The sequence below is a fragment of the Prevotella sp. E13-27 genome (genome assembly GCF_023217965.1).
Classification (GTDB): Bacteria; Bacteroidota; Bacteroidia; order Bacteroidales; family Bacteroidaceae; genus Prevotella.
The window spans coordinates 944,356-961,639 of the sequence record NZ_JALPSC010000002.1; the positions used below are offsets into that span (position 1 = coordinate 944,356).

Below are 17,284 nucleotides of genomic sequence, written 5' to 3' on the forward strand. Positions count from 1 at the left end.
TCGAAGGAATTGTCTATTTACTCCCCTCGCCCTTTGGAGAGGGGTCGGGGGTGAGGCCCTTCAACTCGCCGTACATACCAATCTTCACGAATCCGTCGTTACGGATAGCTACCTTGACGGCATACACTAGATCGGCACGTTCATCGTCAGTGAGGATAGTCTTGGGTGTAAACTCCGAACGAGACGATATCCAACTGATGGTGCCTGCATACTCTTTGCGTTGACCATCACCGTAGTCGGCAAACACCTTTACCTGTTGACCAATCTTGATGTTCTGCAACTGGGCAGAAGTGACGTAGGCACGCAGGTGCATTGACTCGGTATCGGCTATCTTAAACAGCGGTTTACCCACACTCACAAACTCACCTCGCTCCACATATTTCTCGAGCACAGTACCCTTTGTGGGAGTCATGATGTGACACTTTCGTAACATATCCTGCAACTGTGCCTTCTGCACATCGGCAGCAGCCGTCTGCTTGTCGAGGGCTTGCGTGCTGGTGTTCAGCGATGATATCTGCGCATCCAGTTGCTTCTGCAGCACCTTCACCTGACTCGTGGCATCGTCGAGCATCTTCGAGGGCGCTGCCCCGTCAGCCACTAACTCACGGTAGCGCTGCTCGTCCTGCCGGGCCTTAGCCAACTGCTGGCGTGTGGCAGCTATCTGGCGTTCCATATCGGGTTTCTGACTCTGATACACCGCTTTGGTAGCGTCCATCTGCTGAATCTTCAGCCACGTCTGCGTGGTGTCAATAAGTCCCACCTCTCGGGCTGCCTCCATCTTGTCGCCCTCGTTCACGTCAAACGACAGCAATGCCCCACTCTGTTCGGCAAACACGGTCGTCTCGGTAGCCTCGAACGTGCCCGTTGCATCGTATTCTTTCTCGTTGTTTCCGCAGGCTGTCATCATCAGCGCCACACCTGCCAATACATATATCTTTTTCATATGCTTAATTATTTGTCGTGTATTTGTTGTCGTATATCTCTTTCAGCATCTCAATCTCGTGTACCGACTGTTGCACGCAAGCCGCATTCTCCTGATTAATCTCGCGCACCAGATCGTTCACGTCGATGATGCCATGTGCCAGCTTCGATTCTGCCGCCTTTCTCACAGCCTGTCGCAGCGAGATAATCTCCCCGTCATGGGCCATCAGTTTCTGGTAGCGCTCTATATTCTCGTTCTGTTGAATCTGTTCCAGATTGTTATTGAAGAGGAACACCTCTCGGCTGTTCTCCGTCATATGACGCTGCAACCGCAGTTTTGCCTTATCGTTCTTGCGGGTATAGAGGGCACCGATGTTCCATGTAACGCGGGCACCAATAATGCCATTCAGACTCCATTTGTGGCGCATCATGTCCTCAAACATATTCAACCCTGGATAACCATAGAAGCCCTGTGCAAACACACCCACCTTCGGCATCAGTGCTGCGTTGAGTGCCTTCTCCTGAGCATTCAGCACACTGATCTGTGCATCCAGCACCTTCAGCTCCGGACGATGGTTTTCAGCTGTCAGCCCTCCGCCTTCTGCCTTCACTTGCGGTTTTTGTATGTTATTTATCTCTATGCCGCAGAATGTACTCAGCATGCGTTGCAGCATCTGTTTCTGTGATGCCAGCTCAGTGCCCTTCTGCACCGCATTCAGTCGCTCTGCCTTCACACTCTGCAGGTCGCTCTCGGCTGCTGTTCCGCGCTTGGTCATCGACTCCAGTTTGCGTTCGTTGCCTGCCAACAATGTCTGCAGGTCAGTGTTCAATTTGATTTGTTCGTCAATCAGCAACAGCCCGAAATACATCTCATTCACACGCTTGTGAACATTATAAATATTGACTTCATTCTGTGCCGCCTGCACCTTACCCTGTTCACGGGCTATACGCTTCTGACTGCCTATGACACCACCGTCGTAGATAGTCTGCTGCACATCGATACCCACTCGGTACTGATCCTTCGTCAGTCCCTTCATGTCAATGCCCATACCGCCCATCATCGTCTTCATCTCGTCAGGCCAAGCCGTCACCTCACTCTGATACGTGGCTTGTGCGGATGCCGACACCTGCGGCAGCCAACCCTTCTGGATATTGGCAACAGTCAGCTGTGTGGTCTTCTCGATGAGTCCATACTGCTGTATCAGCGGATAATTCTTCTCTGCTGCCTGCTGACACCCTTCCAGCGTCTGCCCCTGTACCAGCATGGGCAACATCGTCAAAGCTAAAAACAATTTCTTCATATCATCTTTTGTCATTGAATTCCAGATGCAAAAGTACGATGTTTTTTTCATCGTGGTGTTATCTGTAAGAATGAGGAAATGTTCTTTTTGTTCGATTTATACATAAACAGAGCATTGTTTCGCGTAAAATGATTATCTTTGCCAACAAAAAAGGACGTATTATGAACAGACAACCGCAACTGATGGATGCCACACGAATGCGCGACATCCTGACACCACACCTCTCGCAAATGCGCGAGCATATATTCATGAATAGCGAACTGGCAATGGTTCGCGGCGACAGCACCGTGTTTAGTCTGCTGATGCGCCAAAAGCCACCTTTTACCATCAATGATCACCGTTTGGGCATCATCATGAACGGCGAGGCTGAAATTACCATCAACCTGCAAGACCGCCACCTTACGAGCGGCACACTCGTCTATATCGGTCCTGGTACCATCATCCATCCCAAGCGTCTGTCGGCCGACCTTCGCATCTTCGGCATGGGACTATTTTCCAACTTCCCCATGCCCTTTGCGCAGGGACAGATGCCATCGGCTTTCAACGGGCAGGTGCGCGACTTCCAGTTACTCGTCAGCGAAGAGAATATCGCTACTGCCAGACATATTCTGGACACCATCTGGCAAATGGTTCATGCCTCCGACGACTATCATCGTCCCACCGTCACAGCCCTCGTAGCAGCCCAGATGCACCACTACGACCAGCTGTTCCATCGGCAGACTGACCAGCTGGCCAGCAGTCGTTCACGCGAACAGACTATCTTCGACCGTTTCCTTCAACTGGTCACCCAGCATTGTGCCGAACAACACCAGATAGGCTACTATGCTGACCGTATGTGCCTCACCGAGCGCTACCTGACCACCGTCATCCGCCAAACCAGTGGCACCACCGCCAAAGACTGGATAGACTGTGCCCTCATCACTCGCATCAAAATAGAACTGCGCCACACGGACAAATCTTCGGCACAGATAGCTGAGGAGATGCACTTTGCCAACCCCTCGTTCTTCTCCAAGTATTTCCGCCGCCTCACGGGGATGACACCTGGAGAGTATAAAAACTACAGTTGATTTTTCCCTAAGAACTCGCTGGGAGTAAGTCCCGTGATGCGCTTGAAGAGACGAGTGAAATGGTGGGGGAAATCGAATCCGAGCAGGCGAGAGGTCTCGCTGATGTTGTGACCCTGCATCAACAGACTTTTCGCCTGATTGATAACGTAGTTGTGGATGTAGCCAATAGCTGTGCCACCAGTTGCCTTGTGGACAATATCGCCAAAATAACGAGGCGAATAGGCCAGTTCTGAGGCGCACCACGAGACGGTGGGCAAGCCTTGCGACAATTGGCGATTCTCGCGGAAATAGGTTTGAAGCAAGTTGTGAAAGCGCTTCAGCAGGTCAGCCTCTCCCTTGTCCTCTTCGAAAAGCTGGCGCTGATAGATACGATTACAGTATTCCAGTATCAGGTGCAGATAGCCAAGCAGCACATTTCTCAAAGACGGGGAGTCCGCGTGTGTCTGCAACTCTTGTCGCATCTGGGTCACCAGTTGCGTGATACAGAGCCATTCGTCGGGCTCCATGCGCAGCGAACCATCAAAGAAATACGAGAAGAACTGATAGCGGTCTATCTGGCGTTCCAGCTCGCTGCCGTGCAACAGTTCAGGCGACCACAGCAATACCCAACCACATAACGAGATACGTTCGCCGTTGTCCTCCAGTCCACCGATCTGTCCTGGTTCTACAGCTATGATGGAGGCATCGCTTACCTGCAGCGTCTTCATACCGTAAGAGAGCGTATTGGGAAACTGTCGCTGGATAAACAGTCCATACACGCCATAGTTGTTCAGGCTATGACGGAAGGGCGCCAGCTCGTCATAATGAATGATGCTGACCAATGGGTGCAACACTGGTGCATCCACAAAACGAGCATAGTCGTTAGGAGTTTCAACCTTCAGAATATTCTTCATATCGGTGGCAAAGGTACGCAAAATAGTCTAATAATGGTATGAAATTAATGCTTTTTTTGCACTTTCTGCGAAATTGGTATGTCATCAGCCAATTTATGTAATACCTCTATAAAATAATATGCGTAATTTTGCACCCAGAAACTTAAAAACGATAAATTATGTTAGGCAATTTCACATTCCACAATCCCACGAAGCTGCACTTCGGTGAGGATTCTTTAAGCAAACTGAGTGAAGAACTGAAAAACTATGGCAAGAAGGTGATGCTCTGCTATGGTGGCGGAAGCATTAAGCGCAACGGCATCTACGATCAGGTGATGGCTGAGCTGAAGAAGGCTGGCTGCGAGGTGGTAGAGATTGCTGGTGTGATGCCCAACCCTACTATTGAAAAAGTGCTGGAAGGTGCCCATACAGCTCGTAAGGAGAATGTTGATTTCATCCTTGGCGTGGGTGGTGGCTCTACCATTGACTACTGCAAGGCCGTAGCAGGAAGTGCCTGGTACGATGGTGATCCTTGGGAGTACTACTTCAAGAACTGGCAGCCGATGACCTGCCGCTGGATTCCCGTAGGCTGTGTACTCACAATGGCCGGCACAGGCTCTGAGATGGATAGCTGTTCGGTCATCTCCAGCCACTCGGAGAATCGCAAGTTGTTCTATAACTTCCGCAACCCAGATTTCTCCATTCTCAACCCTCGCTTCACCTTCACCGTTCCCAAGTATCAGATGGTGGCTGGTATCTACGACATCATGAGTCATATTCTGGAGCAGTATCTCTCGGGCACAGACGACAACACCAGCGACTATATCGCCGAAGGACTGATGCGTTCACTTATCGTCAGCAGCCGCAAGGCTAACGTGAATCCTGAGGACTACGAGGCTCGCTCGAACATCATGTGGACTGCCACTTGGGCACTCAACACGCTCATCGACCGTGCTAAGGCTACCGACTGGATGGTGCACATGCTTGGTCAGGCTGTGGCCGCCTATACCGACGCTACGCACGGACATACACTCGCTGCCGTCAGCGGAGCCTACTACCGTCTGCTCATCAGCAAGTCCGAGGATGCAGTCGCCAAGTTCAAGCGCCTGGCTATAAATGTCTGGGGCGTTTCTGCCGAGGTTAAGACCGACGAGCAGGTTGCGATGGAAGGTCTTGAGACAATGGAGCAATGGATGCGCGAACTGGGACTGGCAATGAACATCACCGACTGTGGTGCCAAGCCAGAGCTGATTGAGGGAATGGCTGATGCCTGCCCCATCTGTCAAGGTGGCTACTACATTCTGAATCGCGACGAAGTAGTACAAGTACTTAAGGAAAGTCTGTAATTAATTGAAAATTGAAAATTGAGAATTAAAGCTTTATTGCTGAGTCTTATGATAACAGCAAACAGTTTCGCTCAGGGCGTGATTGATGTGCACAGCCACATCATCACTCCTGAGTTTGTGTCGGCTCTTGAAACAGAGGGACGTGTGATGGACGAGGGATTCCCCTTGCCGAAGTACAATGTGGAGAATCATCTCAGATGGATGGACGAGGCTGGTGTGGAGACATCGGTGTTGACGTTGGCTGCACCACAACCTTCATCAGCAAAAGTGGTGAGGCAAACCAACGAGACAGCCGCTCGCATCAAGAAGGAACACCTAGGCAGATTCATGTTCTGTGCTGCCCTACCCCTGCCCGATGTCTCGAAAGCCATCGAAGAAGCGAAGTATGCGCTCGACGTACTGAAGGCTGATGGCATTAAGTTGGCAACAAATGTCGATGGACAGTATCTTGGTGCACCCGAACTCGACACGCTTTTCTCTGTGCTGAATGAGCGCAAGGCTATTGTCATCCTGCATCCCCATCGCCCTGAACCTGTCAATCGTCAGGTAATGCAGCAGACACCGCTCGCTATGCAGGAATATCTCTCAGAGACCACCCGCGCCGTGTCGAACATGATTTCACGCAATGTACTGGCTCGCTACAATAACATCAAGGTGGTGGTTCCCCATTGCGGCGCCTATCTGCCGCTGGCTATTCCCCGCATGAAATCGCTGACACCTGTGATGCAGGCCAACAAGATGGTGGGCGAGATTGACTATGAAGTCAACCTCCGCACCCTCTATTACGACCTTGCCGGGGCACACTCTCCAGAGTTCATCCGCATGCTGCTCACCATCACCACACCTGACCATCTGCTTTATGGTTCCGACTATCCCTACGTGGCCCCACAGGTGCTCACGCAGAGTCTGGCGAGGATGAAGGACTATCTCTCGAAAGAGTCCGACCTTGCACCGTTCAAGGAGATGATTCTATGGAAGAATGCGAAATGGCTGTTAGAACAGACAGGAGAAAAGCCATCAGCAGCCATCGCCACAGCAAACATGATTGTCCGCATTGCTGAGATTGAGGTCTATCCGCAGTATCTGGAGGAATACTTAACCTTTGCCAACGAGGTGGATCGCCTGAGTATAGAGCGTGAGCCTGGTGTCATCTGCCTGTATCCCATGCAGAGTGCCGAAGACTCATGCCAGATTCGCATCCTTGAAATCTATGCCTCTGAGGAAACCTATCAGCAGCATCTCAAGACCGACCACTTTCAGAAGTACAAGCAGGGTACACTCCACATGGTGAAAGACCTGAAACTGCCTACCATGAAGCCGCTCGACCCAGAGACGATGAAACTGATATTCAAAAAACAAAGATAACGATGAAAAAGATTTTATCATTCTTAGCAGCAATGTTGTTCTGCTGCTGTTCCGCAGATAACGAAGTGAAGGCTGAAGAGCCCACAAATACCGGCAAGACGCTGGTGGTATATTACAGCTATACAGGCAACTGCCGCGAGATAGTGAACACGTTGACCAGTCAGATTGAGGCTGATGTCCTCGAAATTCAGCCTGCTGAGAAGGGACTGAAGTACGAGGCGAACAATTATGCCTTGGGTACACAGTTGCTGAATGCCATCAAGGCCAATCCTAACGATGCCAGCAGTTACCCTGCTATTGACCCTGTAACTACATTGCTCAGCGGCTACCAGAACATCATCATAGTCACCCCGCTTTGGTGGAGTCAGATGGCTGCCATCATGCAGACATACCTCTTTCAGAGTGCTTCTCAGATGGTAGGAAAGCATGTCGGAATGATTGTGTCGAGCCATTCGAGCGGCATCAGTGGTGTAGTAAGTGACGCCAAGCGACTATTGCCTAATGTCACATGGATGGGAGATGCATTGTGGATTAACGCCAGCAACCACAGCAATCGTGCCACACTGATAGAAAACTGGCTCAAGACACTGACTTTTGCAGAAGAGAATATGGATAAAATGTATATCACTATCGGTGGACAGACGCAAAGCGTGACACTGGTCGATAATGACGCAACGCGCGAGTTGGTTGCTGCACTACAGAGCGCACCCATAACGGTAACTCTCAACGACAACAATTTCGAAATATGGGGTTCTTTAGGCAAATCGCTGACAACGAAAAACGAGCAGATGACAGCCCTACCCGGAGACATCGTTCTTTATAACGGCAGCAACATATGCATCTTCTACGAGTCAAACTCTTGGAGCTATACTCGTTTAGGACATATCGACGGACTGTCAGAAAATGAGCTTCGCACATTCCTCAAAGCAGGCGAAAGCAACATCAGTGTGACACTTTCGCTTACTTCAGGTACGACCGCAATCAAGAGCGTCAATGGTAATCGTATGGAAGATAGAGCATATTACTCTCTGAATGGTGTAAAAGTTGATAATCCATCCAAGGGATTATATATAAAAAATGGTAAAAAAGTAATATTATAATGCAAAGAATCGTTTTATTATTAATCACGATGATGACTATGGTAACAGCAAATGCACAAAGGCTACGGGTAGGCGACGGCACGTCGGGAATGATGCTGACTGAGCGTCAGCAAGGATTGGCAGCATGTGCCTGCCTGATGGCACAGGGGGACTTGGTACGACTGGAACCTGCCGTGCGCATGGCTCTCGACAAGGGTGTAACCATCAACGAACTGAAGGAGGCTTTCTCGCAGCTCTATGCCTATACAGGATTTCCACGAAGCCTGAATGCCCTTGGAGTGCTGAGTAAGGTATTGGAAAGCAAGCAGCCTAACTGGCAGGAGGGCAAGCCTTGGACACGCCCCGCAGAATGGGACGATGCCAAGAAGGCCTACGAACTGGGTACCAAGAACCAGACGCAGCTCTCAGGAAAGCCCTTCAACTACGAGTTCTGCCCGCAGGATGACTACTACCTGAAGTCCCACCTCTTTGGTGACATCTTCGCTGGCGACCAGCTCTCAGCTGCCGACCGCGAGATAGTCACCGTAGCAGCCCTGAGCGGTCTCGAAGGTGTAGCCCCACAACTGGCTGCCCACAAGCAGGGTGCCGTAAATATGGGCAACTCAAAGCAACTGGTAGATGAACTCTGCACATGGCTTGGTAACGAGGGCTACACCCTGGACACCAAATGGCCCAAGGGCGATCCTAATCCTTACGGCAAGTACTTCATAGGCCAGAGCTATCTGGCTGATGTTGGTGGTGGTGTGATAAATGTCACGTTTGAACCTCGCTGCCGTAACAACTGGCACATCCACCACAAGCAGGTGCAGGTGTTGATTTGTGTTGCAGGTCGTGGCTGGTATCAGGAATGGGGAAAGGCTCCTATCCCAATGACTCCCGGCACCGTCATCGCCATCCCTGCCGAGGTGAAGCACTGGCACGGAGCACAGAAAGACTCATGGTTCCAGCACCTTACCTATCATAAGGATGTTCAAGAAGGTGCTTCAAACGAGTGGTGTGAGCCTGTAGATGATGCTACCTATAATGCACTGAAATGATAATCAAACAACAATGAAACAAGTATCAGTATTAGTAGGTACTGGCAGTATCGGACAGGCTATTATCCGTCGTGTGTCGGCTGGTAAGCACATTGTGTTGGCAGACTACTCCATAGAGAATGCTCAGCGAGCAGCAAGGACATTGGAAGATGCAGGATTTGAGTGCTCAACTATCCAATGCGACCTTGGTTCAAAAGAGAACATCCTGAAGTTGGTGGAGTTTGCAACGAGCAAGGGCGATGTGACGAACCTTGTGAACGCTGCTGGCGTGTCACCTTCACAGGCTCCCGTAGCTGAGATCCTTCGCGTTGACCTCTACGGAACAAGTGTTCTGTTGGAAGAGTTTGGCAAGGTAATTGCCGAGGGTGGTTCAGGTGTGATTATTTCATCACAAAGCGGTCATCGTCTGCCAGCCTTATCGCAGGAACAGAACGAGGCTTTAGCCACAACATCTGTAGAAGAATTGCTAGAACTGCCGTTCTTGAAGGAAATCGATGATACCCTAAAAGCCTATCAATACTCGAAGCGTTGCAATGTGCTCCGCGTGATGTTCGAGGCTACTCGCTGGGGCCGTCGTGGAGCTACCATTAACTCTATCTCACCAGGTATCATCATCACGCCATTGGCAAACGATGAATTGCATGGCCCCCGCAAGGAAGGCTATCTGAAGATGATAGAGGGCATGCCAGCCCGGCGTGCAGGAACACCTGACGAAGTGGGCAATATGGCAGAGTTCCTGATGTCCTCCCGAGGACGTTTCATCAGCGGTGCCGACTTTCTGATTGACGGTGGCTGTACAGCTTCTTATTGGTATGGTGATTTGCAATACCTCAAGGCTACGCATTAGCGAGAGCAGAGTGAAACTCGTTTCAACTCTGCCGAGCGTGAGTAGGTTCGAACGAAGTTCAAGGCGACACACTAAACAGCCACCCACTTCCGTTATTTTGAAAAACAAATAAAAGTTATGGAAGATACTTACGGTTGTAATCTGAAATGGATATTTTCGAGCAATTAAGATCAGGGGCTGATGTCGATATGGCAACACCCGAGTATGCGAAGGCCATCAAGCACATGACCGACTGCGCCAACATTTGTTTTAAAATCAATACAACGGCTCCACAGCCTGAGCAGATTCGGCCATTGGAAGAGCAGTTGTTTGGTGGTAACCTCGACAAGACGAGCTATCTGATGCCTCCGTTACAGATTGACTTTGCCTGTCAGATGAAGATTGGCAAAGGCGTGTTCGTGAATCACTCGCTGACCTGCATGGCTGCTGGCGGCATTACCATCGACGACGGTGTGATGATTGGCCCTAATGTACGCATTGTTACAGATAACCACGACTTTGCGAACCGCATGGTGCTGCGCTGCAAACCCGTCCACATCGGACATAATGCCTGGATTGGTGTAGGAGCGATTATCTTGCCAGGTGTAACTATTGGCGAGAATGCCGTTGTGGCCGCCGGTGCGGTTGTTACCAAGGATGTAGCACCTAATTCTATCGTTGGTGGCAATCCTGCAAAATTCATTAAGAACATATAAACAACAGGAGGATATAATATGATTTTCGACAGAAGCGAACAGAAACAGGTAGTGGCACTATTGGGTGCCGGTAGTATGGGAACAGCCATTGTGCGCCGTATTGGTGCCGGTAAGAAGATTCTGTTGGGCGACATCAGCGAGAATGCATTGGAACGTGTCGGTGACGATTTCCGCCGCTGTGGCTATGATGTAGAGACTTTGCAGGTAAATGCTTTGCAGAAGGAAAGCGTGGAGGTATTCGCAAGGAAGGCAGCAGAACTGGGGCCCGTGATGTACTTCATTGATACAGCAGGTGCATCGCCCAATCAGGCCAATCCTGAACACATCGTTAACCTCGATATGCTGGGCACTGGCTATGCTGTAGACGCCTTCGGAGAGGTGATGGCCGAGGGTGGTGCAGGACTAATCATTTCGAGTCAGGCAGCCTATATGTACCCCATCCCCAACGACATCGAACTGCAACTGGTGAACACTCCGACCGCTCAGCTGAAGGACGTGAAGTTCGTTCAGGAGGTGGCCATGCAGAACTCAGGCTTTGCCTACATGATTGCCAAGCGCATGAACCATCTGCAGGCACAGCGTGCTGCTGCCACCTCATGGCGCAAGCGTCGTGCCCGTATCAACACCATCAGCCCTGGTGTCATCGTTACCCCGCTGGCTTACGATGAGTTCAATGCCAATGGTGAGGGCTATCAGCGCATGATTGATGCCTCTGCCGCCCAGCGCACAGGCACCAGCGACGAGATTGCCGAGGCAGCAGCCTTCCTGCTGGGAGAGCATGCCAAGTTTATTACAGGTACCGACCTGCTCATCGACGGTGGTGTCATCGCTGCTATCCGCACGGGTGAATATCAATTAGGATAAAAAACAAAGACAACAATGAAAAAGGTAATAATCCGTAATTTGGGTATAACCAGATTGCGGATTTCTTTGTAATTTTACCATATAGTAATCTTTACAAACTAATTTCATCGACTCACTGAAGCAGGAACGGCAGATGTAATAATTTTCTTTTCGTCGAAGATTGATTTATCAGTAAAAGAAAAGGTGAACGACAGGGGAGGAAGCAACGGTGATTGCTACTTTCTCAGTAAAAAGAGAAATTATGATCCAGGAAGCTTATACCGCAAGATTCCGTCCGTTTTTCGTTCCTGCTACATTACAACCTATACACTGGTGCCATTCATCGTAGTCAGTACAAAGACATGCTTACCAAACTAACAGGTATGCCATTTACAGATATTTTCGGCGAAGATACGAAAAAAATCTCATTCACGCTTAATATTTTCCAAGCTTGTCGGTGATGCCGCCATAGCTCTTGGCGGCACGCTGCAAGGCTTCGTCGGTCATGTACAGTTGGTAGAGCGTGCAGCGGGTCTGGATAGTCTGCGGCGAGCAGCGGTCGCCAATGACGCGTACCAGTGCCCAGCCTTTCGTAGAGTCGGCAAACTCGTCGCTCACCAGCGCAAGTCGTCCGTCTACTGCGGTCATCTCCTGTCTCGACACCATGTGACGAGTGAAGCGCACGCGGGGAATGACGTCTTCTCCGCGCTGCTCTGCCGTGTAGAGCCATAACTGTTCGCCCCATTGACGATTGCCTACACCGAGGTCGGTCAGCAGGGCTGGCTTGCCGTCCACCGTGCCAAGGTGCTGCTCGACGGTGGGCAGTTTTCCGTTGCTCACTGGTATACCGGGCATCAAAAACGAGGCTTCCGTCATCTGTATTTTCTCGACATACACCGGCGGCAGGCTGTTGGCCAGCGACGCAAAGTCCTGGTAGGCATTGGCCCGCTCGGTGAACATCGGTTCAGCGTAGCGCAGCATCTTCCACAGTGCCGTAGTATGGCGCATCTTCTGCCGCTGGATAAACTGCGCCAGCGTGTTGCTGCGCTTCTCCTGCGACTCTGACACGCGTCCAATCACCTGACCACCACGCTGATAGAATGTCACGCCCCCGATGCGGAGCGTTTTGGGAATCACCAGTCCCAAGCCTGATTTCTTCATTTTCACCATCTTCGTATCCTATTTGTTTCGTCGTTTCTTTGTTACTGCTTCGGTGCTCCTTCGTTACTGCTTCGATATAGCCTCGATACACCTTCGGTCGTTCTTCGGTATTTGTCCGCTACTTGGTCGCTATTTGTCCGCTACTTGTCCGGTTCTGAACCGGACATATACCGCAGAAGTATCGCAGTACTACCGCACATCAATGCCGACTAATTGCTTACTAATTGCCGACTGTTCGCTGAGTGCAGCAAGGCTATGCTGGGCAAAATTACGAATTTTCCCCTAAATCTGAGCGTATGAAAGAAGAATAATAAACTTATTCATCCCTTTTTGTGTGATTTTTGTTGTTTTGTGTTACTAAATTGAAGATTAAAGCGGTATCTCCGATGGACGCATATTCTTTGCTCTTTTTCCTTGGGAGGACTACGGACGGCTTGGGAAAATAGGGAGGCCATTTCAAAGAGACTATAGGCTATAAGATATAAAATCTACACTATGAAACATCAGCCCGGCATGGCTAATCGAGAGAGGTAGCGGTGTCGGGCATTATTCTTTTCCCTCGCAGTCCGTCGGCTGCTCCCGTCGTTGGTCGCAGCCTCGCGGGACGAGCCTCCTGTCAGAGTCTCGCCCCGTTACAAGGTATCTCCGATGGCCGAAGTGTTTATTGATAAAACACGAATTTGGTTCCCTTTGAGCCTACACCATCATAATCAGCAGGCACGGGAAACTGGCTGCAAAGGTTATCTATCGCATCATCGTCGACTGTGGCAGTCAGTTCCAGTTCGATAGCCATCCGACGCTCATTGTAGCTCAGATTCCAGATGCATTCACCAAGGACGGCATTGACTACAGTCCTTATCTCATCCTGAGTGCGCCAGATGGTATCAAAATCAGTCATAATATTCTATCGATAGTTCCTGGCTTACGTCATACTCGCGGCCATCATCGTAATAATAGACCAACCGCAGGCCACGATAGACCGACGGAACTTTCAGCTCATCGAGCAGATGCCATTTGGGTTTGCCGAAGTCATACGATGAACGGTCGAGGATGATGCGGTTGCTGGTATAGTCGAAGTGGTAATACCCACCGCCGATACATTGATCGCCTGGCTTCAGCAGGTCTTTATGCTGGTTCACCATGCCAATTCGGAAATGGCCATCCATAGTGATGATGAATTTCGGGAGGCTCATGTCAGTTTGGTAAATTGGAATCTACTTTATTGCATAGCCAGCGGATTGAAGCAATCCGATAGCACGTTCAAAGTTCTCTGATTTTGTCAGGATGTAATCCATGTTGAACGTGGAAATGGCGAAAATGCCTATATTCAAAAATCGTCACTCTGTGAACTCTACAATCGCACTGACATTATCGCCGATGGACAGCGAGAGGATGATGCCACCTTCTACTTGATAGAGCGTCGGAATGAGCACATCGCCGAGCTTTGCCGCCACACGATACTCTACCCTCAGACCGCGCACAGTGAAGTCCTCCGACAGCAGTTCCATGGCCACACGGACATAGTTGGCATTGTTCATGTGCCTGTTGTAGTCGATGTCGGCACGGAGCACCTTGTAGTAGATGCCCTTGGGCAAAGCCTTTACGCCATCTTCCTTTGCTTTTGCCTCCAGCCAATCCTTGTTGGCCTGTATGTATTCTCGCTTTGCCATAATCTATGCTATTGGTTCTAGATAGTTTACCTTCTTTCCCGTTTGCTGTGCGTATGCGATTTCCCGCCGTGTGCTCTCGCCGATATAGCCACCCACGTTAATGACAAATATCTCATCTGCCATGTCGATCTTCCGCAGGTGCATGTCATCAAGCATTTCCTTAGTGCCTGTTTGCCAAACCTCTTCGTCGCCGGAGTGTCCGAACAAGCCCACGCTGATGACAATGCAGCCTTCAAGTGTCAGTCGTTTCTGGGTTTCCAGGAACTGATCCTTGAAACGGGTGCTACCACATAGGGTAACTATCTTATAATTCTGTATCATACACTTTCAGGATTGTATTTCAGTGCATCCGAAGGCCAGCCTGTTACATTCCTGCCTGTATCAAGCAGGCGGATTTCACGGAGATCCTCATCTGACAGCGTAAAGTCAAAGAGATCGATATTCTCAACCATTCTTTCCCTATGTGTGGTCTTGGGAATGATGATAATGCCGTTCTGAATTAGGAATTTCAATGCTACCTGTGCAGATGTCTTGCCATATTTTTTGCCAATACTAACCAGTGCTTTGTTCTTGAAAATGCTATTTCTGCCTTCTGCCAGCGGACTCCAGGCTTCAAGAGTTACATTGTAAGGCTTCAGGTATTCCAGCATCTTCCGTTGCTGATAGAGAACATGGGTCTCGCACTGGTTCACGACAGGCATCACCTTTGCATCATCCACAATCTTCGGAAAGGTGTTTGGATAGAAGTTTGACACACCAATGGCTCTGAACATACCTTGTTCATAGAGTTCTTCGAGCGTGTGCCACATGACGGTAGGATTTCCGACAGGCCAGTGAATCAGCATCAAGTCCACATAGTCAAGCCCCAACTGCTTCATGGAATGGTCAACTGTACGCAAGGTTTCCTCCTTCGTATAGCACGAATCGCATATCTTTGTCGTGATGAACAGTTCTTCACGAGGAACGCCACATGCCCGAACAGCATTCCCCACACCTTTCTCGTTGTAGTACATAGCAGCCGTGTCAATGCTTCTATAGCCTACCGATATGGCATCTTCCACTACTCTCTGGGTTTCCCTCTCAGAGATATTATAGACACCCAGACCAACCATCGGCATCCGCAGGCCATTATTCAAAACTTTGTATTCCATAGCGATTTCTTTTCTATCAATGGTTTTAACTCTCGTTCGAAGATACCACGTTCTACTATCCTATAGTTGTGGAGGGTATGCCTCACGATACTCTGGAGAATGGCTGATGGATGCCGTTGAGCGTACCGTAATTCTCCCACTGAGCAGCAAGAGCAGTATAGGCGTTTTCTTCGTCAAACAGTTCCATCATCTTATATTCTTTGCCTTTCGTAAGTCCATCATGTCATCCCAGAAGTCATCAGCGTCCGTCTCTGTGAATCCCTCATGTGAAATTTCTTTAAGAATCGCATCCAGCAACTGCATCTTCGTAACCTGAAGGTCTGGAGCCACATCAATAGGACATGCCACGATGTCGCCCAACAAACCGACATGCAGGTTGAAAACGGCAATCTCTCCATTCAAGACTTTTACCTCAATCCGATTACTTGAACCGTATTCAGGCTTAGTCTTCAACAGTTCTTCGTAGAGAGGAATGCTGGCGTATGCTTCTGCATCAACAGACTGTAATAGTTCCCTGAGTGTCATAGTTTCATAAACTATCATAAATTCAGGCACAAAATTACTCATAAAACCTCAGAATTTATCAGAATTGACTAATTTTGCAACATTATTTAGGAGAATAGCCATGCCAAAGGAGCGTAACAAGGCAGACTCGTATCGCGAGAAGGCTTACGAAGGTGACACCAAGGCAATGAACAACCTTGGGGTCTGTTATGAGCGTGGCACTGGCGTAAAAGTCAATCTGGAGATTGCTTTTGAGTGGTACATGAAAGCCGCTGAGCAGGGCGATGTCTATGGATGCTTCAACGTTGGTGAGTGCTACTATCACGGCAAAGGCGTGGATCAGGATGTGGTGAAGGCATTCGAGTGGTACATGAAAGCTGCCGATAAAGGTGATATGCAGTCACAGGTCAATGTGGCCAATGCCTTCTATCTCGGCAATGGCACAGAGCAGGATCACCACAAAGCCTTCCTCTGGTATCGTGAGGCCGCTTTCCAAGGACATATACTTAGCCAAAAAAACGTCGGAGCCGCCTACTGGAATGGCGACGGTGTGGAGAAGAACTTGGAGGAATGCGGGTACCCTCCACGATGTTATCAACATCGCGGATTCCTCCCTTCTGGTATGAACTTGCCGCCAACGGCGGTGATGCCCAGGCACAATTCGCCACGGGCTGGTTTCTGATGACTGGCACAGGCGTTCCCAAGGATGAGCGCAAGGGGCTGAAGTGGATTCACAAGGCCACCTTTCAGGGATTCCAACCTGCTATTGACTACTGTAAGGAGCATGGGTATAAGTGGTATTAAATACAAAGAGAAATCAAAATGACAATACAAGAATTTCGTGATTACATGGCATCGGGCAAACCCGTCGTTGGCGGTGGTGATGTCCACATGATGTTCCATCAGCTGTCGCAGGAGGCACTGAAGATAACAGCAGAGATTAACGGCAAGTATCATACTCCAGAGCAGCTGCACGATTTGCTGGAACAGCTTTGGGGACGTGAAGTGCCCAAGACGGTAGGCATGTTTCCTCCGTTTCATACCGACTGCGGCAAGAACACCATCGTTGGTGAACGGGTCTTCATCAACATGGGTTGTAAGTTCCAGGATCAGGGCGGTATCACCATCGACGAGGGCGCTCTCATCGGTCACAACGTCGTGCTGGCAACCATCAATCACGACCTTGACCCGGCCAAGCGCCAGAGCATGAGCTATGCACCTATCCACATTGGCAAAAACGTATGGATTGGAGCCAATGCCACAGTTCTTGCAGGTGTGACTATTGGCGATGGAGCCGTAGTAGCAGCTGGTGCAGTAGTAACAAAGGACGTTGAACCGAATACGATTGTTGGTGGCGTTCCAGCCAAGGTGATAAAAAAGATAGAGATAAAAGACAGATAAATT

Annotated in this window: 21 protein-coding genes and 1 pseudogene; 11 read left to right on the forward strand and 11 right to left on the reverse strand. The window is 49.7% G+C overall.

What is annotated here, in order from left to right; translation table 11 throughout:
• Window positions 1–13: 13 nt before the first annotated feature.
• Together M1L52_RS12880 and M1L52_RS12885 are read right to left on the reverse strand one after the other, a co-directional pair.
• Window positions 14–943, reverse strand: a complete 930-nt coding sequence (locus tag M1L52_RS12880) for an HlyD family secretion protein (protein ID WP_248615453.1) — start codon at window positions 941–943, stop codon at window positions 14–16.
• A gap of 4 nt (window positions 944–947) precedes the next feature.
• Entirely contained in the window at window positions 948–2,222 is a 1,275-nt protein-coding gene (locus M1L52_RS12885; RefSeq protein ID WP_248615454.1) for a TolC family protein, read from the reverse strand.
• Window positions 2,223–2,383: 161 nt separating this feature from the next.
• On the opposite strand from M1L52_RS12885, the gene M1L52_RS12890 reads away from it, so the two are divergent.
• Complete coding sequence (locus tag M1L52_RS12890; protein ID WP_248615455.1) at window positions 2,384–3,289, forward strand: helix-turn-helix domain-containing protein; 906 nt, start codon at window positions 2,384–2,386, stop codon at window positions 3,287–3,289.
• On the opposite strand, the gene M1L52_RS12895 is transcribed toward M1L52_RS12890, so the two are convergent.
• Window positions 3,280–4,182 (reverse strand): helix-turn-helix transcriptional regulator, encoded by a 903-nt coding sequence (locus tag M1L52_RS12895; RefSeq protein ID WP_248615456.1) that lies wholly within the window; start codon window positions 4,180–4,182, stop codon window positions 3,280–3,282. The two genes, M1L52_RS12890 and M1L52_RS12895, sit on opposite strands and share 10 nt — an antisense overlap.
• Before the next feature lie 158 nt (window positions 4,183–4,340).
• Between M1L52_RS12895 and M1L52_RS12900 the strand changes: the two genes are divergently transcribed.
• The 7 genes and pseudogenes from M1L52_RS12900 (at window position 4,341) to M1L52_RS12930 (ending at window position 11,415) form a co-directional block, all read left to right on the forward strand.
• Window positions 4,341–5,507 carry an iron-containing alcohol dehydrogenase gene (locus M1L52_RS12900; protein WP_248615457.1) on the forward strand — a complete coding sequence of 389 codons (1,167 nt, stop codon included), beginning with the start codon at window positions 4,341–4,343 and terminating at the stop codon, window positions 5,505–5,507.
• Window positions 5,508–5,555: 48 nt separating this feature from the next.
• Entirely contained in the window at window positions 5,556–6,872 is a 1,317-nt protein-coding gene (locus M1L52_RS12905) for an amidohydrolase family protein (RefSeq protein ID WP_248615458.1), read from the forward strand.
• 2 nt (window positions 6,873–6,874) lie between these two features.
• A complete protein-coding gene (locus M1L52_RS12910; protein WP_248615459.1) occupies window positions 6,875–7,972 on the forward strand; it encodes a cyclophilin-like fold protein in 1,098 nt (365 codons plus the stop codon).
• A gap of 38 nt (window positions 7,973–8,010) precedes the next feature.
• A complete protein-coding gene (locus tag M1L52_RS12915; protein ID WP_248615460.1) occupies window positions 8,011–9,009 on the forward strand; it encodes a carboxymuconolactone decarboxylase family protein in 999 nt (332 codons plus the stop codon).
• Window positions 9,010–9,022: 13 nt separating this feature from the next.
• Entirely contained in the window at window positions 9,023–9,856 is an 834-nt protein-coding gene (locus M1L52_RS12920) for an SDR family oxidoreductase (protein ID WP_248615461.1), read from the forward strand.
• A 536-nt stretch (window positions 9,857–10,392) separates the two neighbouring features.
• A pseudogene (locus tag M1L52_RS16570) lies at window positions 10,393–10,542 on the forward strand (DapH/DapD/GlmU-related protein); the annotation flags it as partial.
• A gap of 27 nt (window positions 10,543–10,569) precedes the next feature.
• The gene (locus tag M1L52_RS12930; protein WP_248615462.1) at window positions 10,570–11,415 is read left to right on the forward strand and encodes an SDR family oxidoreductase; all 846 of its coding nucleotides are present in this window, start codon (window positions 10,570–10,572) and stop codon (window positions 11,413–11,415) included.
• A 414-nt stretch (window positions 11,416–11,829) separates the two neighbouring features.
• Here M1L52_RS12930 and M1L52_RS12935 read toward each other — a convergent pair whose 3' ends face one another.
• The 8 genes from M1L52_RS12935 to M1L52_RS12965 form a co-directional block, all read right to left on the reverse strand.
• Window positions 11,830–12,249 (reverse strand): hypothetical protein, encoded by a 420-nt coding sequence (locus tag M1L52_RS12935; protein ID WP_248615463.1) that lies wholly within the window; start codon window positions 12,247–12,249, stop codon window positions 11,830–11,832.
• Window positions 12,250–13,216: 967 nt separating this feature from the next.
• Window positions 13,217–13,453, reverse strand: coding sequence for a hypothetical protein (locus M1L52_RS12940; RefSeq protein ID WP_248615464.1), 237 nt, complete (start codon window positions 13,451–13,453; stop codon window positions 13,217–13,219).
• A complete protein-coding gene (locus tag M1L52_RS12945) occupies window positions 13,446–13,748 on the reverse strand; it encodes a hypothetical protein (protein ID WP_248615465.1) in 303 nt (100 codons plus the stop codon). Before M1L52_RS12945 ends, M1L52_RS12940 begins: the two co-directional genes overlap by 8 nt.
• 21 nt (window positions 13,749–13,769) lie before the next feature.
• Window positions 13,770–13,886: an ACT domain-containing protein gene (locus M1L52_RS16575; protein ID WP_410896786.1), complete on the reverse strand. Its 117-nt coding sequence runs from the start codon at window positions 13,884–13,886 to the stop codon at window positions 13,770–13,772.
• A 6-nt stretch (window positions 13,887–13,892) separates the two neighbouring features.
• The gene (locus M1L52_RS12950) at window positions 13,893–14,225 is read right to left on the reverse strand and encodes a thioesterase family protein (RefSeq protein ID WP_248615466.1); all 333 of its coding nucleotides are present in this window, start codon (window positions 14,223–14,225) and stop codon (window positions 13,893–13,895) included.
• Between the two features lie 3 nt (window positions 14,226–14,228).
• Complete coding sequence (locus M1L52_RS12955) at window positions 14,229–14,546, reverse strand: hypothetical protein (protein ID WP_248615467.1); 318 nt, start codon at window positions 14,544–14,546, stop codon at window positions 14,229–14,231.
• Window positions 14,543–15,376, reverse strand: a complete 834-nt coding sequence (locus tag M1L52_RS12960; protein ID WP_248615468.1) for an aldo/keto reductase — start codon at window positions 15,374–15,376, stop codon at window positions 14,543–14,545. The genes M1L52_RS12955 and M1L52_RS12960 overlap by 4 nt, the downstream gene beginning before the upstream one ends.
• A 186-nt stretch (window positions 15,377–15,562) precedes the next feature.
• Entirely contained in the window at window positions 15,563–15,901 is a 339-nt protein-coding gene (locus M1L52_RS12965; RefSeq protein WP_248615469.1) for a hypothetical protein, read from the reverse strand.
• 100 nt (window positions 15,902–16,001) lie between these two features.
• Between M1L52_RS12965 and M1L52_RS12970 the strand changes: the two genes are divergently transcribed.
• From M1L52_RS12970 to M1L52_RS12980, 3 genes are read left to right on the forward strand one after another with little or no spacing between them, the layout of a single operon-like run.
• Window positions 16,002–16,562: a tetratricopeptide repeat protein gene (locus M1L52_RS12970; protein WP_248615470.1), complete on the forward strand. Its 561-nt coding sequence runs from the start codon at window positions 16,002–16,004 to the stop codon at window positions 16,560–16,562.
• On the forward strand, window positions 16,562–16,684 hold the full coding sequence (locus M1L52_RS12975) for an SEL1-like repeat protein (protein WP_248615471.1): 123 nt from the start codon (window positions 16,562–16,564) through the stop codon (window positions 16,682–16,684). The genes M1L52_RS12970 and M1L52_RS12975 overlap by 1 nt, the downstream gene beginning before the upstream one ends.
• An 18-nt stretch (window positions 16,685–16,702) precedes the next feature.
• Window positions 16,703–17,281 (forward strand): DapH/DapD/GlmU-related protein, encoded by a 579-nt coding sequence (locus M1L52_RS12980; protein ID WP_073210112.1) that lies wholly within the window; start codon window positions 16,703–16,705, stop codon window positions 17,279–17,281.
• Window positions 17,282–17,284 lie beyond the last annotated feature (3 nt).

Bases quoted from the DNA above. Each gene is read 5' to 3' on its own strand.
- M1L52_RS12900 (WP_248615457.1), top strand. From the start codon at position 4,341: ATGTTAGGCAATTTCACATTCCACAATCCCACGAAGCTGCACTTCGGT.
- M1L52_RS12880 (WP_248615453.1), bottom strand. From the start codon at position 943: ATGAAAAAGATATATGTATTGGCAGGTGTGGCGCTGATGATGACAGCC.
- M1L52_RS12935 (WP_248615463.1), bottom strand. From the start codon at position 12,249: ATGCCCGGTATACCAGTGAGCAACGGAAAACTGCCCACCGTCGAGCAG.
- M1L52_RS12885 (WP_248615454.1), bottom strand. From the start codon at position 2,222: ATGAAGAAATTGTTTTTAGCTTTGACGATGTTGCCCATGCTGGTACAG.
- M1L52_RS12955 (WP_248615467.1), bottom strand. From the start codon at position 14,546: ATGATACAGAATTATAAGATAGTTACCCTATGTGGTAGCACCCGTTTC.
- M1L52_RS12945 (WP_248615465.1), bottom strand. From the start codon at position 13,748: ATGAGCCTCCCGAAATTCATCATCACTATGGATGGCCATTTCCGAATT.
- M1L52_RS12890 (WP_248615455.1), top strand. From the start codon at position 2,384: ATGAACAGACAACCGCAACTGATGGATGCCACACGAATGCGCGACATC.
- M1L52_RS12920 (WP_248615461.1), top strand. From the start codon at position 9,023: ATGAAACAAGTATCAGTATTAGTAGGTACTGGCAGTATCGGACAGGCT.
- M1L52_RS12975 (WP_248615471.1), top strand. From the start codon at position 16,562: ATGACTGGCACAGGCGTTCCCAAGGATGAGCGCAAGGGGCTGAAGTGG.
- M1L52_RS12965 (WP_248615469.1), bottom strand. From the start codon at position 15,901: ATGACACTCAGGGAACTATTACAGTCTGTTGATGCAGAAGCATACGCC.
- M1L52_RS12905 (WP_248615458.1), top strand. From the start codon at position 5,556: ATGATAACAGCAAACAGTTTCGCTCAGGGCGTGATTGATGTGCACAGC.
- M1L52_RS12895 (WP_248615456.1), bottom strand. From the start codon at position 4,182: ATGAAGAATATTCTGAAGGTTGAAACTCCTAACGACTATGCTCGTTTT.
- M1L52_RS12980 (WP_073210112.1), top strand. From the start codon at position 16,703: ATGACAATACAAGAATTTCGTGATTACATGGCATCGGGCAAACCCGTC.
- M1L52_RS12910 (WP_248615459.1), top strand. From the start codon at position 6,875: ATGAAAAAGATTTTATCATTCTTAGCAGCAATGTTGTTCTGCTGCTGT.
- M1L52_RS12970 (WP_248615470.1), top strand. From the start codon at position 16,002: ATGCCAAAGGAGCGTAACAAGGCAGACTCGTATCGCGAGAAGGCTTAC.
- M1L52_RS12950 (WP_248615466.1), bottom strand. From the start codon at position 14,225: ATGGCAAAGCGAGAATACATACAGGCCAACAAGGATTGGCTGGAGGCA.
- M1L52_RS12940 (WP_248615464.1), bottom strand. From the start codon at position 13,453: ATGACTGATTTTGATACCATCTGGCGCACTCAGGATGAGATAAGGACT.
- M1L52_RS12915 (WP_248615460.1), top strand. From the start codon at position 8,011: ATGGTAACAGCAAATGCACAAAGGCTACGGGTAGGCGACGGCACGTCG.
- M1L52_RS12930 (WP_248615462.1), top strand. From the start codon at position 10,570: ATGATTTTCGACAGAAGCGAACAGAAACAGGTAGTGGCACTATTGGGT.
- M1L52_RS12960 (WP_248615468.1), bottom strand. From the start codon at position 15,376: ATGGAATACAAAGTTTTGAATAATGGCCTGCGGATGCCGATGGTTGGT.